Below are 17,287 nucleotides of genomic sequence, written 5' to 3'. Positions count from 1 at the left end.
AAAATAATATACAATTAATCAAAACTCTAACAATATGAAATCATTAATGCTCTTTCTCATATTACTATTTACGATTCTTGTAGGCAATTCTCAAGTAGTAAATGTTCCAGATGCAGATTTTAAAAGTATTTTACTTCAACATGAACCTGTTATTGATATAAATGGTGACGGTGAAATTCAAGTTAGTGAAGCGGAAGCACTTTCTAATTTATATATTAGAGACTTTACACAAAGTCTCCAAGTAAATTCATTAGAGGGATTGTCATCTTTTACGAATATTACTTATTTACAAATTGGAAATACCATGAATATATCGACAATCACAATCAGTGATTTTCAAAGCCTTGAAGTAATAACGGTTTCTGATACTAGTGTTAATGAATTAATTATTAGTAATACGCCTAATCTAAATAACTTAGGATTATATGGAGCATATAGTCTATCCACTCTTAATTTAGATAATTGTCAATGTGAGGCGAATCTTGAGGATTTATCTATTGAAGACACAATGCCACAATTTACAAGTATAGATTTAAGCAGTTTTATTAATTTGAAAACAATTAATTTGTTTTGGCCTTCCTTAACTCAATTAGACCTAACTAATAATATTAATTTAGAAGTATTTGTGCTTTATGGTGGTTCTTCAATACAAAATTTAAATTTTGACCAAAATATAAATTTAGTGAATTTGTACTTGTATTATAGAGATGATGTGGACTTAGATTTATCAAATAATATTAATTTGAGTTTATTATCATTAAATGGATTCAATAATTTGATTAACCTAGATCTAAGTCAGAATACTAGTTTAGGTACTTTGAATTTTGAAGATTTAAGCCAGTTAGAGTTTTTGAATCTCAAAAATGGTGTTATTAATGATGATTTTATTGAATATTATGGGATATTAGATGTAGACTACATATGTCTTGATGAAGATGAAATTGATTTTTTTCAATCAAATATTTTTTCTGATGATTCAAATTCAACAGTTTTTAATTCATACTGCTCATTAACACCAGGAGGAGACTATTATGTAATTAACGGAGAAAATAAAGTTGATACAAATCTTGATGGATGTGATATCAATGATTACTTATATCCAAGTTTAAAGTTTAACATTGCCAATGGAACAAATACTTGGACCTATATTTCTAATGCTTCTGGGACTTATGGTATTCCTCTTTCGCCAGGAACCCATACTATAACACCAGTATTTGAAAATTCGACCTATTTTTCATTTTCGCAAAATAACGTTTCAGTAAGTTTTCCTCAAGATACAAGTCCATATAATCAAGATTTTTGCATCACACCAAATGGTGTTTACAATGATTTAGAATTAGTTATTATTCAATTAAGTTCTGCTGTTCCAGGATTTGATGCCAGTTATAAAATCATATATAAAAACAAAGGAAATACGTCCTTATCTGGTTCTGTTGATTTTGATTACAGTTTGAATTCTGATGTTGTACAATTTATTTCAGCATCACCAACTAACGATAGTGAAGCAAATAATGTCTTATCATGGAACTTTGTAGATTTAGCGCCTTTTGAAACTAGAGAAATTGAAGTAACCTTTAATTTGAACACACCTACAGACCCAATTTTTCCGTTAAATGATGGAGACGAATTAGGATTCACAGCTACGATATCTCCTTTAATTGATGATGATGAAACACCAAGTGATAATTCATTTGAGCTAAAACAGACTGTTGTTAACTCTTTTGATCCTAACGATATTCGATGTTTAGAAGGCGAAATAATTGCACCTGAAGACGTTGGTAAATATGTGCATTACTTAATTCGTTTTGAAAACTTAGGAACAGCAAGCGCTGTAAATGTTGTCGTAAAAAACACGATTGACGTCACAAAATTTGATATAAGTACATTGGTGCCAATTGATGGAAGTCATGATTATTTTACTAGGATAAATGCATCTAATGATGTAGAATTTATATTTGAAAACATACAACTGCCTATTGATGATGCTAATAATGATGGTTATCTCGTTTATAAAATTAGAACACTACAAAGCTTAGTTCTAGGTGATGAATTTTCTACTCAGGCGGAGATTTATTTCGATTTTAACGCACCTGTAATTACTAACAATTATACTACAATAATAGCAGAAGATAATCTTGGAACATCAGACTATAGTTTGTCTAAGATTAAAGTATATCCAAATCCAGTTAATGATGTTTTAACGGTTAAGGCTGAATTTACAATAGATGCTGTAAGTGTTTACGATATTGAAGGACGTAAAGTATTAGAGGTTCTCAAGGAAAATGTGAATCAAATAGACATGAGTGCTCTTAGAACTGGAATTTACTTTGTGAAAGTGTTTTCAGATTTAAAAGCAGAAACTTTAAAAGTTATTAAACATTAATAAACCTATATGTTTGTTGAAGTTAAATGCGTTTTTGTAAGTAAAAACTGAAGACATTTACTGTTAAAATTTTCTTTATGAAGACCAAGCAATCATTTTTTTTACTAAATTTAGATGTAATCAAAACTGTAAGCCTATACTTTAACACTACTCAACTAAAACCTAAATCAATTTTAAATTATGTCAAGAGCAATGTTCGAGTACACTAAAACTGTACTCTCAAAAGTAAGTTTTGATGCCACGTTGTTCTGTAAGGAGTTAAAAAAAGCACTCGATCGTTTATTACCTTATGAGATAGAGGAGCTTAAGATTTACATAAAATCTTTAATTTTACAGAACCCAGAATTAAATCAATGTTTAATATTACTAAAAGCATAAAAAAAAAGCGACTTACGAGTCGCTTTTTTTAATACATATAGTTTAAACCTTAGCTGGTAGCGGACTAACAATGTCTACATTTTGAAAAGCTATTGCTCCTCGAATTATACCTGAAATCACATTGTGAAGCGCATCAATAATTTGCATCTTCAATTCGTTTTTATGATATATAACACTTACTTCGCGAGCTGGAGAAGGATCATTAAAATAACGTAATTTTTCTTTTTGTTTATCACTGAGATCCATAGTATGTAAATATGGAAGCAAGGTCATGCCTAAGCCTTCATTAGAAAGTTTAATTAATGTTTCAATACTTCCGCTTTCTAATTGAAATTGATCATCGGTATGATTTTTAAATGTTTTGCATAGATTAATTACACCATCTCTAAAACAATGTCCATCTTCTAATAAAAGCATGTCGTTAATATCTAAGTCTGCAGTTTCTATTTTCTTATAACTGTTGAGCCTGTGGTCATTAGGCACATATGCTACAAATGGTTCGTAATACAGAACACGCTCTTTAATGGTATCTAAAGTTAAAGGTGTAGCTGCAATCGCTGCATCTAAATGTCCATCATTAATTCTTGTTATAATTTCTTCTGTGGTGAGCTCTTCAATTTTAAGTTTCACCTTAGGATATTTTTTAATGAATGCTTTTAAAAACATAGGCAGAAGCGTAGGCATTACCGTTGGAATGATACCAAGTTTAAACTCTCCACCAATAAATCCCTTTTGTTGGTCTACGATATCTTGAATACGCTCAGACTCGTCAACTATATTTTTTGCCTGAAGTACTATTTTTCGACCAACATCAGTAAGTTCAATTGGTTTTTTACTTCTATCAAAAATTAGTATATCAAGCTCATCTTCAAGCTTTTGTATTTGCGTGCTTAACGTTGGTTGTGTAACAAAACATTTTTCTGCTGCTTTTGTAAAGTTTTTATGTTCTGCAATGGCTAGAACGTAATTTAATTGTGTAATTGTCATTCGTTATTCATTTAGACTATAAAGATATAAAAACTATTCATAAAAACTATAATTAATTAAATTAATTGTAATTTAAATTTGCATAAACAAAAACAATAGAGATATGAAACTAAATAGTATAGGTTTAGATACCAAAAAGACAAAATTAATAGCAGGCGATTTAAATCACTTGCTAGCCAATTTCCAAATATATTATCAAAATCTAAGAGGTATACATTGGAATATAAAGGGAAAACGCTTTTTTGATTTACATGTCAAATTTGAAGAGTTGTATACAGATGCTAATATTAAAGTAGATGAAATAGCAGAACGTATTTTGACATTGGGTGAAACGCCATTGCATACATTTGAAGATTATGCTAAAGCTGCAATAGTACCTGTTGGAAAGGATGTTTCTCAAGATGAAAAAGCAGTACAGCTGATTGTAGCGTCTTTATCTGAGTTATTAAAAATTGAGCGCCAAATTTTAGAAACTTCTAATGATGCTAACGATGAAGGAACGAACTCAATGATGAGTGGTTTTATTACAGAACAGGAAAAAACTGTTTGGATGATGAAAGCCTGGTTGGGAGAAAGTATTTAATTAAGAATACAATAAAAAAGCCCTTAAGATTTTAATCTCAAGGGCTTTTCGTTTATAAAAAAAATCAACTTTATTATCTTAGTCACAATCACGTTCTAACTGGATAAATTCATTACCAGATTCTAATACGATAAACCCTTCACTACATATAGAAACAGTCCAATCTAATTCAGAAATCATGTCGAATGGTGAACTTGTAACATTAAAGAACATAGATATGTCTCCAGCAGGATTAGGCGGTAAGAAGCCCCAAGTTCCACTTACACCATCGTTTGATCCATCACTATATATTGTAACAGAACCATCTTGTGAAAATTGAGCATACTCAGCATTTACATTATCGTAAAGGCTAGTATTAATATACCAGTTACATTCTAATAAATAAGCAAATACTTCTTCTTCACTACAATTGTTAGGATTAGTGTCATCTTCACAATCTACAAAATCTTCTGAATCAAATCCTTCACATTCAGCGATACATGCATTAGGGAATGTATAAGTTACCAATTGTCCTTCAAATTCAACTTGAACACATACTGGATCAAATTCTTCATCTTCACAATCGCATCCACCAGTATTTCCACAGTCTATAAAGTCTTCAGAATCGAATCCTTCACATTCTGCTATACATTCATTAGGGAAAGTAAAGATTTCTATAACACCATTAGGATTTTCTACTTCAACACATACTGGGTCAAATTCTTCATCTTCACATTCGCAATCGTCATCATTTCCGTCATAAAAGCAATCTTCTAAAAGATCTTCAAAATCTTCAAAGTCTTCAATAAATTCAACGTCTCCTTCTTCTGTAGTAACTTCAAATGGATATACAAAATCAAAGTAGTAAACGTTATATAAGGCACTATCTAATTCTTCTTGAGAGTTTATTGTTATGGTTTGATTGTCATCTGTTAAAATTGTAATTGGGTAAACAAATTCAAAACATTCATTACCACCTGGACAGTTGTAATCATCTTCACAATTTTCAGCAAAATCAGCTTCTGTAAAACCATCGCAAAATGCAAGACATTCATTTGGGTATGTAATAATAAAACTTTCTCCAGTTGGATCTTGTACTTCAACACAAACAGGATCAACTTCATCTTCACAATCACATTCATCAATAGAATCAAAATCACAATCTTCTAATAAATCAAAAAATTCATCTTCATTATTAATAGTTACAATTTCAATAGCGTCAGAATCATCATTATATACTTCAACATCAAATGGGAATTCAACTCCACTAATATATAAGTCATCAGTAGAATTAATAAGAATAGTAATTAAGTCATCTAAACTAGCAATACTAACTGTAGTACCATTGTTATAAGATAAGTTTAATGGGTATACAAAATCAAAACAGAAATCAAATACAATGTTTCCTGAAGGGTTTTCAGATGCGATAACATATCCTTCATCATTAAATTGTTCTGCTAGTCGGTTTAAAGATTGTGTAATAGCTTCAGTTTCGTCAATGTTTTGTTCATCAACAACAGATTCGTTGTTTGAACATGAGGTTAGAAAACCTGCAATTAAAACAAAACTGAAAAGAAATAATTTGAAATTTTTCATCATAGAAATTTTTTGGTTAATATGTTTTTTAGCGATTAATTATAACTAAGACAACTCTAAAAAAAAATACCCTACTTTTTTCTCTAAATTTTTTTTAGTTAGTTTTGATGCATCCACTTTCAAAACAAATAATGCCTAAAGATCAACATAATATTTGTCATTCAAAAACTTTTGAAACCCTCTACCAAACGTATGCAAAAGATATAAGGTGCTTTATTTATTATAAGACTCAGGATGTTGATAAAGCTGAAGACATATTACAAGAGGCTTTTATTAAGCTCTGGGATAATTGTAGTAAGGTAAATTATGAAAAAGCAAAAAGTTATCTATATACTGTGGCAACTAATACTTTTTTAAATACAATAAAGCACGAAAAAGTCGTCCGTAATCATCAGTTAAATAATGTGAGTCATCAAACTAATGAGTCTCCAGAATTTATAATGTTAGAGAAAGAGTTTATGGATAAATTACAACGTACCATAGATTCACTTCCTGAAAAGCAAAAAGAAGTTTTTTTATTAAATAGAATTGAAAAAAAGAAATACAAAGAGATTTCAGATCTGTTAGGTATTTCAGTTAAAGCTGTGGAAAAAAGAATGCATTCAGCTTTATTGGTTATAAGAGAACATATAGGGAATGTTTAAAAAAATAAAATTTTAGGTAGGGTTTTATTCAATACAGTTGTCATAATAGTAGATAAGCAATGAAAAATACAGAATTACATAACAATAACGAAACATTTTTAGCCCAATGGTTAGAGGGAGAACTCTCTGATAATGAGCTAAAAAGATTGGTTTCTGAAACCGATTACAAGTCGTTTCTAAAAATTAGAAAAGGCCTTGAGGTCTATGACGATTTAGAAGCTTCTACTGACCCATCTTTTACTAAAATTCAAGAACACATCTCTAATAAAAAAGGAAAAGTTCGCAATTTAAATGCTAATACTTGGCTCATAGGTATTGCAGCATCTGTTATCTTGTTTTTTGGGTTATTTACAATCTTAGGAAATGATATTGTCACAATTGAAACCAATTATGGTGAACAAAAAACCATCGCTTTATTAGACGGTTCTGAAGTCATTATAAACTCCAAATCTACCTTAACTTACGATGAAGATAACTGGGAAAACGATAGAACTTTAAAACTTAAAGGGGAAGCTTATTTTAAAGTTAAAAAAGGAAGTACCTTTACTGTAGTCACAGATAACGGAAATGTTCAAGTTTTAGGAACACAGTTTAATGTGAACACTGTAAGGGATTTATTTGAAGTAGTTTGTTTTGAAGGTAAGGTAAGTGTGCAAACTAAAAATGAAGATTATATTTTATTACCAACAAATTCAGTTCGAAGAATTAACGGTTATTCCATAGAAAAATGGGATAATGCTGATTCTAATCCGAGTTGGATACATGGAGAAAGCAGTTTTAAAAGTGTGCCTTTGAAATATGTAATTTCAGCTTTAGAATCACAATACAATATTGAAATAAATTCAGATACTATTGATGATAGTATGATATATACAGGTAGTTTTAGTCATAAGAATTTGAATACTGCATTAAAAACAGTTTTCAAATCTTTACAGATACAATATTTTGAAAAAGAAAAAGGAAACATCTATTTGAGTGTAAAGTGAAAAAATTGATTATTTGCTTTTTATTAGCACTACCTAATTTAGCCTTTTCGCAAGAAGAGGCTAAATTTTACATTAGTTTCAATTCAGAAACTTTACAAAATGCTTTTGAATTAATTGAAGAGGTTTATGATGTAAGATTTTCTTACTATGATAACATTTTATCAGACAAAATAATTTTTCTAAAAAAAGAAAAACGCTCTTTAAATCAAGTCCTTTTAGAAATTGAAATGCAGACGGATCTTAGGTTTGAAATTATCGATAACAGATATATAATTGTCAATAATAATAGGGAAGAGGCAAATATTCAAGAATTAGAAAAGGTCATAATTAATAGTTATTTAACCAAAGGGATTTCAAAACGGAAGGATGGTTCCTATCAAATAAATCCAAGAAGTCTTGGCATTTTACCTGGTCTTACAGAGCCAGACGTTTTAGAAAGTATTCAATTATTACCAGGAGTTGTTAGTCCAAACGAAACAGCCTCTGGTTTTTTGGTAAGAGGAGGAAAGATAGATCAAAACCGACTTATTTGGGATGGTATTAATATGTATCATAAAGGACATCTCTTTGGGATGATTTCTCCTTTTAATCCTAATGCAACAAAAAGTGTTACGTTCATTAATAAGGGATCTCATCCAAGATATGGCGAACGTGCTTCAAGTGTTGTTTCGATGACCACCAACACCAATATTGAAGATGAACTTAAAGCTCAAATTGGATTTAATGGTATTAATGGAGATGCCTATTTTGACGCACCGATTATAAAAGATAAACTAGGTATTCAAGCGTCAGTCAGATCTAGTTATACTAATTTATATCAATCAGTAACTTTTGATAGATTGGCTGACAAAGTATTTGAAAGCACCAAAATTGAAAATGGAGACAATCCTAATAATGATTTTAGTTTTTTAGACTATAATGTCAAATTGAATTTTAAACCTAATGCTAATAATAGCTTGTTTGCGAGTTTGATTTCTATTGATAATCAATTGGACTACACCGTAAATGATTCTGAAACAAATGAAGCATTTAATGATCGTATGTCCATTAAAAACACAGGCTATAGCTTTGGTTGGGATAAACAATGGAATACCAATTTGAAGCAGTCTACTGTTGCTTATTTTTCAGATTACGAACTGAATTATAATTATATAACTTCTACAAACGATCAAGAAACATCAGATTTTGAAAAACGAAACCTGATTTTCGATTCAGGTATTTCAACAGAATTTCAACAAAAAATTAATACTAAAAACGCTATAACTTTAGGTTATCAGTATGTTCTTAAAGATGTTGGTTACTCATTTAAAAACACAACTAATCTAGAGTTTATTTTAGATCAAGATGAATCTAAAGTTCAAACGCATAGTTTGTATGCCAATTACGAGTATAAAAACCCAAAATTATTTGATTTGTCTTTTGGCGCCAGAGCAACTTATTTTGATGAATTAGATACCTATCGATTTGAACCTAGATTACTAGTGTATAAGCAATTGTTTAAGAATGTAAAGCTTCAGGTTTCTGGAGAGATTAAAAATCAAATTATTAGTGAAATTGATGAAACTATTATAAGCGATCTATCATTAGAAAACAGACTTTGGCGATTGGCAAATGGTAATGATTTTCCTATTATTAATAGTAAACAAGTATCCTTAGGTTTCATATATGCCAAAAATGGTTGGACATTCGATATTGATAATTATTATAAAACTTTAGATAACATAACGGCTTTATCGTTTGGGTTTTTGAATCCGCAGAACAGCCAGTTTAATTTGGGTGAACAAACAATCTATGGCGTAGATGTGTTTTTAAGAAAACGCTTTAATGGTTTTAATTCTTGGGTGAGTTATTCATTTAATGATTCTGAAAGCACCTATCGCAACTTAAATAACGATAATTCATTTACGTCTAGATCTAATGTTATTCACTCGGTTTCAACGTCATTGAGTTATAAAATCTCAAACTTCGAAATGGCTTTAGGCTGGAGATGGCAAACAGGGAAACCATTTACAGGATCAACTCTTGGAACTGATGGTTTAGAATTTAATGAAGGCATCAATACAAAACGATTACCAGATTATCATCGCTTAGATTTTTCATCAACCTATTCTTTTAATTTTTCTGATGATAATAAGCTAAGAGGTAAAGTAGGTTTCTCAATCAGGAATGTGTATAACAGAAACAATTTGATAAGTAGAGAATACTCAGGTAACAATGACTTTAATAATGATATAGAAGTTATCGATAAATTCTCTCTAGGATTTACACCTAATTTGATGTTTAGATTATATTGGTAATAAAAAAAGAGCCTTAATTAAAAGACTCTTTTTGTTCTGATTGATTGATTGATTGATTGATTGATTGATTGATGATTGTTTTATAATTTGATTGATAATTCTAAGTCTTCATTGTCTAGGTTGAACTTCGCATCGTTATATGAAGGTGGTCCAAATCTATTAGTAATTCCTGATGTTCCGTAAGCTTCTTGAGGCATTCCATTAGCGTCAAAATCCATTTTTTCGTTTTCATTTTCATCATGCAATACTAAAACAGCATATTCACCTGGTTCTACATTAGTAAATGTTATTGTAGCTTTTCCGAAAGTAATATTGCTTTCTGCGTTTTGTATACCGTCAGCTTTCATGAAAGTATCTCCATTATGAAGTGCTAAGGTTACTTTTCCGTTGCTGTTTTTCAGATTAGATACTGTTATGGTAATTGTTTGACCATCCTGAGTTTCTGTGTCTTGAGAAAATCCTAACGTTGAGATAAATACAAATGCGATTGATAAAAGTAAAGTTTTCATAATATGTGGTTTTAATGGTTTGATTGTTATTGATGAGTCAAATATCAACCGAAATGAGAACTTTACATAAAGTGTTTAACCGAAGTGTTAGTATTTGTGGATGAGTTGTAGAAAACGCTTATAATAAGCCTCTAGCTTTAATCTCGAGGTACTTATTAATGGTATCGATAGTTAAATCCTGAGGAGAAGTCAGTATTGATTGAATTCCATATTTTTGAAGTTCATTAACAATCAATCTTTTTTCAAAGGCAAATTTCTCAGCTATTACTTTGTCATAAGCTTGTTGAACAGTTTCTGCTGGATCAGTAATAATTTGATTAAGCTCTGTGTTTTTAAAGAAAATAACAACTAATAGATGATTTTTTGCAATACCTTTTAAATAAGGTAACTGTCTATGTAAACTATCTAAGGTTTCAAAATTGGTATAAAGAAGCATCAAACTTCTATGATTGATGTTTCGTTTGACGTCAGCATACAATCGACTATAATCCGTTTCAAAAAAATCGGTATTCACATTGTAGAGTGTTTCTAAAATAAGATTCATTTGAGACGTTCGCTTTTCTGCAACTACAATATTTTCAACCTTTTTAGAAAAGGCCAAAATACCTGCTTTATCCTGTTTTTTAAGTGCGACATTAGAAATTACTAAAGCTGCGTTAATTGCATAATCTAATAAGGTTAACCCTTCAAAAGGCATTTTCATGACACGCCCTTTATCTATAATAGAATATACAGGTTGTGATTTTTCATCTTGAAACTGATTCACCATTAACTGACTACGTTTTGCAGTCGCTTTCCAGTTTATGGTACGTAAATCATCACCTAGAACATATTCTTTGATTTGCTCAAACTCCATTGTATGACCAATCTTTCGTATTTTTTTGATGCCATATTGATGTAAGTTATTACTAATGGCAATCAAATCGTATTTACGCAATTGCATAAAACTCGGATAGGTTGGAACCATAGCATGGTCATCATATGTAAATCGACGAGAGATTAAGCCAAAAACAGATGTAACATAAATGTTTAGTTTTCCAAAATGATATTCACCACGTTCTACAGGTCTTAGTTTGTATTCGATTTCTGAAGAACTAGAAGGTTCTAGCTTGCGTTTAATTCCAAAGTTTCGGACTTGAAATTGTTCTGGGATTTCGTCAATAATGTTTATCTCTACATTAAACGTATAATAATTATTGATGGCAATTCGTACAGGGTTTTCATCACCATTAGAAAATTTCTCTGGTAATATTCTAGTTCCTTTAACTCCGTTTTTTGCTGCAAACAGAAGTATTGTATCAAGAATGGTAAGCGTTACCAATAATAGCAATAGCAATTTTACCACAGCAAAACCTCTTGGAAAGATAAAACTCAAAACAAACAACACCATTATGACTATGCAAGCATAAAAGAATCTATTCCGTAAGTAAAAAGGTTTAATTCGTTTCAAATTTTTCAAAGGGTATTACTGGTTTTTCTAATTTTTAAATCAGTTTCATATGATTTATTACCTAAGCTATCTTTTAAATGCGTGATGTCTATACCATAGCGATAACCATACATTTTGCATAAGTCATCTAAATTATTTTTCTTTTTTTTAGCAATCTTTAAGTTAGTATTATAGAGGTTTAAAGGACCAAATGCTATTGCTAATGGACCTAAACCAATTCCCATAATAATTAAGGGTACAGTTGATATTACACCATTTTCAAATACAAATTTCCCTAAAAGAAAACCACCTATTAATGGAGCTAACGCTATAATTGAATACATCACTAAATGTCCAATTGTATTAGTTTTTGTCTTCAAAACAGCTTCATATTCGATATTCACATTTATAATTTCTTTTTCAAATTCAACATCTAATTTGATAACACCACATTTATTTTGGAAGTCAGGTTTCTTATCTGTTAATTCACAGAGAGTTCCTATCTTAAAATCAATGATTTTATTATCGCAAATTTTACAATGTTGAGTTAAATCCATAAAACTATCTTGGTATTTCTACAGCTTCAATAATTTGTCTTATAATTTGTTTTGTAGTCACGCCTTCCATTTCGCGTTCTGGTGTTACGATAACACGATGCTGTAATACTGGAATTGCTGATCGTTTTATGTCTTCTGGTGTCACGAAATCACGTCCACTCATTGCAGCAAAAGCCTTACTTGCTTTTAATATGGCAATTGATGCTCTAGGCGAAGCTCCCAAATACAAGAATGGATTATTACGTGTGCTTACAATCATATCTGCAATATATTTTATAAGGTGCGATTCAATAATGATTTGATCTACTAAGCCTTGAAATCTATTGATTTGTGCTCTACTTAAATGTGCAGTCACCTGATCTGTTTTTACACCACCTTGTAAATTGTGTTCTCTATTTAAGATTTCTATTTCTTCGTCTACATCAGGATAATCAATATCTATTTTGAATAAAAAACGATCTAATTGTGCTTCAGGTAATCGATATGTGCCTTCTTGTTCAACGGGGTTTTGTGTTGCTAAAACTATGAATGGTAATTCCATTTTAAATTTTTGTCCGTCGATTGTAATTTGGCGTTCTTCCATTACTTCAAACAAAGCGGCTTGTGTTTTTGCAGGCGCTCTATTAATCTCATCAATGAGAATCATATTAGAAAAAATCGGACCTTGTTTAAATTCAAATTCAGAATTTTTCATATTGAAAACAGATGTTCCCAAAATGTCACTTGGCATCAAATCTGGAGTAAACTGAATCCTACTAAATCCAATATCCAAAGATTTTGCTAAGAGCTTTGCCGAAATAGTTTTTGCTACTCCAGGAACGCCTTCAATAAGCGAATGTCCATTTGCAAGAATGGAAGCGATGAGCATATCTATCATTTCCTTCTGACCAACAATAACCTTGCTGATTTCGCCTTTAACGAGTGCAACACCTTGTTGCAACTCAGTTAAATCAATTCGATTTTTAAAACTGATATCGTTTACCGCGTTTTCTGTAGGTTCTGAAGTTTCACTAGGTGCGTTCTCAGGTGAAAGAGGCGCATCTTGCTGTTCACTTTTAGGTGTTAATTCTTCGTTTTGGTTCTCGTCTAAATGTTCCATAATTTATGTGGTATAAAAATCTTCAATAGCTTTGTTTAATCGTAATAAGTCACCTTCATTACAAGGCGTTTTTGCCTTTAAATAGGCGATTTGGTTAACTAGTTTTTTTACTTTCACTTGGTCTTCACCAGATTTTAAAGATAGGTTCTTTACAAATTTGTCATCTAATATCTGCGTGTCTAAATAATATACACGACGAATATACTCCAAGAAATAGGTGATTTTTTTCTCAATTAGATTGTCGTGATCTTTAGTTTCATAATACAAATTCCCAATGGTTTTTGTGAATTCTACAGTTGTGTTTTTCAAGGGATTTATGACTTTTACAATGCGCTGTTTTCGTTTGGCATTAAAAATCATAAATAATACTGTTGTTATTAAAACCAGATACCAAGCCCATCGCAATGGTGGTTGACTTAATACAAAACGCAAAGGAGATGAACCTAGTTCTTTGCCTAATTTATTCCTTGAGTCAAAATAAATAGTATCATCACTTAGATATGACATGACACTCGACGCGTATTTATTATTGTCTTTTTTTAGAAGGTGATAATTTGTAAAAGCAACAGGCTGTAAATGGAGATAGAAATAACCGTCTCCCCAAGATGTTCTAATATAATTCACATGTATGGAGTCTGAAAACTTTTGATGACCTAAAACGGTTGTGTAAAGTGTGTCTATTTCAGAAAAGTAAATATTATTTAAGCCTTTGGTTATGTTTATAGAATCGTTTTTGAATGATGGACTAGTTAATGTGAATTCACCGTTGCCATCAAAAGTATAATCGTTTTGAGTGTCAAATCCTAGTGAATCTGTAAGTCGTTGTGGGAAATAATTACTAGATATAAAAATGTCGTTCCCAAATGAGGCAAAGTCCAATAATTCCTGTGCTGAGGTATTATCAATATTGACGAATTCATCAATAACCATATAAGTTCCAGTTGTAAGATAAGAGCTGTCTTCCCAACTGTAGTAGTCGTCAAAATACTCGTAAGGTGTAACTCTTACGTCTTGTACTTTGCTTTCAGGAAATAAATTATCTAACTCTTCATAGAATATAAACGTACCATAGGGAATTTTATCTGTTTCGTTATAGGTTTTTTGCCAGTTGACTGGAGGAGGTGTAGTGAACTCAATTACTATAATACCCAGAAAGAGTAATATCAATATCCCAACATATATTTTTAGCGTTTTACTCATCCTTTTATTGAATTTAAAAAATGAGTGAATGCCTTTTTGGCTTTGTTGAATTGAGGTTCGTCAATATCAAATTCGCCATACCAAATATAATTGTAGAGATAAGATGTATATGAAAACTCTTTCTTTGTGTCTTCTTGTTTGATTTCAAAGTAGTAATCGCTGTTGGTTTTCTCTACATCATATTCTATGATTTCTTCTTTTGACATTGTTTTAAGTAACCATAAGTAATAATACCTAATTGCTAATCGGTAATTGTTTTCACTTTCAGCAGTATTGATTAAGGTCTTGAAATCGGTTTCATAAATATTGTTTTCGATATCGGTAACTGGAATTATGCTTTTGTCTGACGATTTTCCAAATACCCAATTTCCTTCTTTGTTGATAATGGCTTTTACAATAAAATAGACGACTAACAAAAAGATAACGACATAAAATATCTTTAATGCAATGTTTGTAAAATCAGATGCTTTTGCGTCAGAATTGAAATTGAACAAGTCTTTAAAAAAGTCAGACAGCCATTGCTTAAATCGAGACCACCAACCTGAATTTTCTACAGAACGTTCGTAAATAAATTCATCACTATTATATTTTTCATTGAGGTTTTCAAACTCGCGTTTATCTTGTGATTCTGTATCAATATAAACAGAGTCTTGAAGTGTTTGTGCTTCCATTTCAACTGTATCAATGCTAAAAGCATTGCAATTGAATGACATTCCGAAGAAAAAAAGGATGATATATAGATAGTTCAATTTATTCACCAGCTCCTATTAAGTCAATATCGCTTTTGGTATTTATGTTTTCATTATCTTCTTTAAGACTATAAAAAACGACACCTTGATTAATTTGTACAATAACATTTAAAATACTGCTAACTAAAAAGGTGAGAAGAAAAACAGCAACCATTATAACAGTCATTGTTTTACCAACATCATTAGGATTTGGATTTACTCCTGATGATTCTATTCCTGTAAATAAATCGATCATGCCAAAAATGTATGGAATTATAGCTACAATGTACTGTGTGATGTAACTCATCGCGAAAAAGATACCTACGCAACCAATTGCTGGCCAAAATTTTGAAGTCATTAGCGACCATGCATATCCGAAACTTGCCCAAATTCCCTTTTTATTTTCAAGGTATTCCATAAGTGTCGATTGGTAAAGTAAGCTTAGAGCACCAATTACAAGAGGTAATAAAAATATTCCTATAATAGTAATTGCAAGAATAAAACTAACAATTCCAGCGACCAAACCAATAGGAATAGCAATGAGAATTCCGCAAATTAGAAAAATAAAGATTTTACCGATATTGAGTTTGTACTGGTCAATGATATCTGTGGCATTAAAACTTTTACCATTGTTTTTAGCGTATAATTTAAGATAGATTGGAATGAAAGAATAGGAGATGATACTTGCAATTAAGCCTACAATTATGAAAACAATAACAAGCAAACCAAATAACCCAGCATTTTCATTCATGTACTCATCCATTGCATTTGTATTGCCGCTTACGATACCTCCAAAAATAACTTCTGTGTAAAATTTACTGAAGAAATATCCCATAACCATTAAGATTAATAGGAAGATACCATTAATGATGAAAAAGTTTTTAAACAGGTGTTTTCCGTTTAGTTTTAAAAACGCAAAGGTATCTTGAAAAAATGATCCAAAATCCCGAGACTTATATAATTGCATTTTCTTTTTTGATTTTATGGTTAAGAATAAACGGATAAACTAAATAGTAAAATGATATGAGACTTAGTGTCAATAAAATGATGGTAACAGATAGCCAATTAGGCATGGTATTAGAATATCTAGTAACGTAACCTTCTAGAAAGCCAGCAGCAATAGTAAAAGGGAAGGTGCTAATTAAAATTTTCACACCATTTTTAACACCCATTTTAAAAGATGTCATTCTAGAATATGTTTTTGGAAACAAAATGCTAGCACCTAAAATTAGTCCTGCAGCACCTTCAATCACTATAGCGAAAATTTCCATAGAGCCATGAATCCAGATACCTCTAACACTTTCCCAAAACACACCTTCTCGATAGAAAAAGAACTGAAATGCACCAACCATAATTCCGTTGTATAACATTACTAATGCAGTGCCAAGACCTCCAAAAACGCCATAAATAAAAGATTTTATACCTACATAGAGGTTATTTAGTGTAATCCCAATAAAACTTCCCCAATTACTGCCACTTTTGTACACAGCTACTGGATCACCAGCTTCAATGTTTTCCAAGCTCATATTGACATAATCATCTCCAAGTATAAGTCTAACAAAGGAATCGTCATAAGCTGCAGACAACGCTCCGATAGCCACAAAACTTAAAAAAATAGCGAATGCATAACCAATATAACGTCTGTATTCATAAACGATAAGTGGCACTTCGATTTTCCAGAAATAAACAAAACGATTCTTGTCTTCACGTTTTGTTTTATAAATTTTTTGAAAAGCTTTGGCTGCTAAGTTGTTTAAATAAAGAATTGTTTTACTTTTGGGATAGTAAGTTTGAGCATAAGATAAATCATTTACTAACTGAATATAAAGCGATGCAAGTTCATCAGGATTTTTAAGATTTTTTCCAAAAATAGCCTTTTCGAAATTGAGCCATTTTTCTTTATTTTGTTTAATAAATGCGACTTCTCTCATA

At 30.9% G+C, this 17,287-nt stretch carries 16 protein-coding genes; 6 read left to right on the top strand and 10 right to left on the bottom strand.

Features of this window, described 5'->3' with window-relative positions:
* Positions 1-34: 34 nt before the first annotated feature.
* Together RH81_RS01000 and RH81_RS17235 are read left to right on the top strand one after the other, a co-directional pair.
* Positions 35-2,383 (top strand): DUF7619 domain-containing protein, encoded by a 2,349-nt coding sequence (locus RH81_RS01000; RefSeq protein WP_033956352.1) that lies wholly within the window; start codon positions 35-37, stop codon positions 2,381-2,383.
* 180 nt (positions 2,384-2,563) lie between these two features.
* On the top strand, positions 2,564-2,761 hold the full coding sequence (locus RH81_RS17235) for a hypothetical protein (RefSeq protein WP_081988155.1): 198 nt from the start codon (positions 2,564-2,566) through the stop codon (positions 2,759-2,761).
* Between the two features lie 42 nt (positions 2,762-2,803).
* Here the strand turns inward: RH81_RS17235 and RH81_RS00995 are convergent, their stop codons facing one another.
* The gene (locus tag RH81_RS00995; protein WP_033956350.1) at positions 2,804-3,748 is read right to left on the bottom strand and encodes a hydrogen peroxide-inducible genes activator; all 945 of its coding nucleotides are present in this window, start codon (positions 3,746-3,748) and stop codon (positions 2,804-2,806) included.
* A 103-nt stretch (positions 3,749-3,851) separates the two neighbouring features.
* Here RH81_RS00995 and RH81_RS00990 point away from each other — a divergent pair, with 103 nt between their 5' ends.
* Entirely contained in the window at positions 3,852-4,331 is a 480-nt protein-coding gene (locus tag RH81_RS00990; RefSeq protein ID WP_033956347.1) for a Dps family protein, read from the top strand.
* A 78-nt stretch (positions 4,332-4,409) separates the two neighbouring features.
* Here the strand turns inward: RH81_RS00990 and RH81_RS00985 are convergent, their stop codons facing one another.
* Complete coding sequence (locus RH81_RS00985; protein WP_033956344.1) at positions 4,410-5,909, bottom strand: hypothetical protein; 1,500 nt, start codon at positions 5,907-5,909, stop codon at positions 4,410-4,412.
* Between the two features lie 128 nt (positions 5,910-6,037).
* Here RH81_RS00985 and RH81_RS00980 point away from each other — a divergent pair, with 128 nt between their 5' ends.
* From RH81_RS00980 to RH81_RS00970, 3 genes are read left to right on the top strand one after another with little or no spacing between them, the layout of a single operon-like run.
* Entirely contained in the window at positions 6,038-6,550 is a 513-nt protein-coding gene (locus RH81_RS00980) for an RNA polymerase sigma factor (RefSeq protein ID WP_033956801.1), read from the top strand.
* A 59-nt stretch (positions 6,551-6,609) separates the two neighbouring features.
* Positions 6,610-7,536, top strand: coding sequence for a FecR family protein (locus RH81_RS00975; RefSeq protein WP_052172352.1), 927 nt, complete (start codon positions 6,610-6,612; stop codon positions 7,534-7,536).
* Positions 7,533-9,833, top strand: a complete 2,301-nt coding sequence (locus RH81_RS00970; protein ID WP_033956341.1) for a TonB-dependent receptor domain-containing protein — start codon at positions 7,533-7,535, stop codon at positions 9,831-9,833. Before RH81_RS00975 ends, RH81_RS00970 begins: the two co-directional genes overlap by 4 nt.
* Before the next feature lie 80 nt (positions 9,834-9,913).
* Here the strand turns inward: RH81_RS00970 and RH81_RS00965 are convergent, their stop codons facing one another.
* From RH81_RS00965 to RH81_RS00930, 8 genes are all read right to left on the bottom strand, one after another.
* Positions 9,914-10,342, bottom strand: coding sequence for a DUF2141 domain-containing protein (locus RH81_RS00965; protein ID WP_033956339.1), 429 nt, complete (start codon positions 10,340-10,342; stop codon positions 9,914-9,916).
* A 118-nt stretch (positions 10,343-10,460) separates the two neighbouring features.
* Positions 10,461-11,792: a DUF58 domain-containing protein gene (locus RH81_RS00960; protein WP_033956797.1), complete on the bottom strand. Its 1,332-nt coding sequence runs from the start codon at positions 11,790-11,792 to the stop codon at positions 10,461-10,463.
* 5 nt (positions 11,793-11,797) lie between these two features.
* A complete protein-coding gene (locus RH81_RS00955) occupies positions 11,798-12,328 on the bottom strand; it encodes a hypothetical protein (protein ID WP_033956336.1) in 531 nt (176 codons plus the stop codon).
* 4 nt (positions 12,329-12,332) lie between these two features.
* Positions 12,333-13,427 carry an AAA family ATPase gene (locus RH81_RS00950; protein ID WP_081988153.1) on the bottom strand — a complete coding sequence of 365 codons (1,095 nt, stop codon included), beginning with the start codon at positions 13,425-13,427 and terminating at the stop codon, positions 12,333-12,335.
* A gap of 3 nt (positions 13,428-13,430) precedes the next feature.
* On the bottom strand, positions 13,431-14,627 hold the full coding sequence (locus RH81_RS00945; RefSeq protein ID WP_033956333.1) for a DUF4350 domain-containing protein: 1,197 nt from the start codon (positions 14,625-14,627) through the stop codon (positions 13,431-13,433).
* The gene (locus tag RH81_RS00940) at positions 14,624-15,385 is read right to left on the bottom strand and encodes a DUF4129 domain-containing protein (protein WP_152604759.1); all 762 of its coding nucleotides are present in this window, start codon (positions 15,383-15,385) and stop codon (positions 14,624-14,626) included. The genes RH81_RS00945 and RH81_RS00940 overlap by 4 nt, the downstream gene beginning before the upstream one ends.
* The gene (locus RH81_RS00935; RefSeq protein WP_033956331.1) at positions 15,378-16,322 is read right to left on the bottom strand and encodes a hypothetical protein; all 945 of its coding nucleotides are present in this window, start codon (positions 16,320-16,322) and stop codon (positions 15,378-15,380) included. Before RH81_RS00935 ends, RH81_RS00940 begins: the two co-directional genes overlap by 8 nt.
* Positions 16,309-17,286 (bottom strand): stage II sporulation protein M, encoded by a 978-nt coding sequence (locus tag RH81_RS00930; RefSeq protein ID WP_033956793.1) that lies wholly within the window; start codon positions 17,284-17,286, stop codon positions 16,309-16,311. Before RH81_RS00930 ends, RH81_RS00935 begins: the two co-directional genes overlap by 14 nt.
* Position 17,287 lies beyond the last annotated feature (1 nt).

The organism is Psychroserpens jangbogonensis (genome assembly GCF_000797465.1).
GTDB lineage: Bacteria > Bacteroidota > Bacteroidia > Flavobacteriales > Flavobacteriaceae > Psychroserpens > Psychroserpens jangbogonensis.
This window is presented reverse-complemented; position numbering and strand designations above follow the sequence as displayed.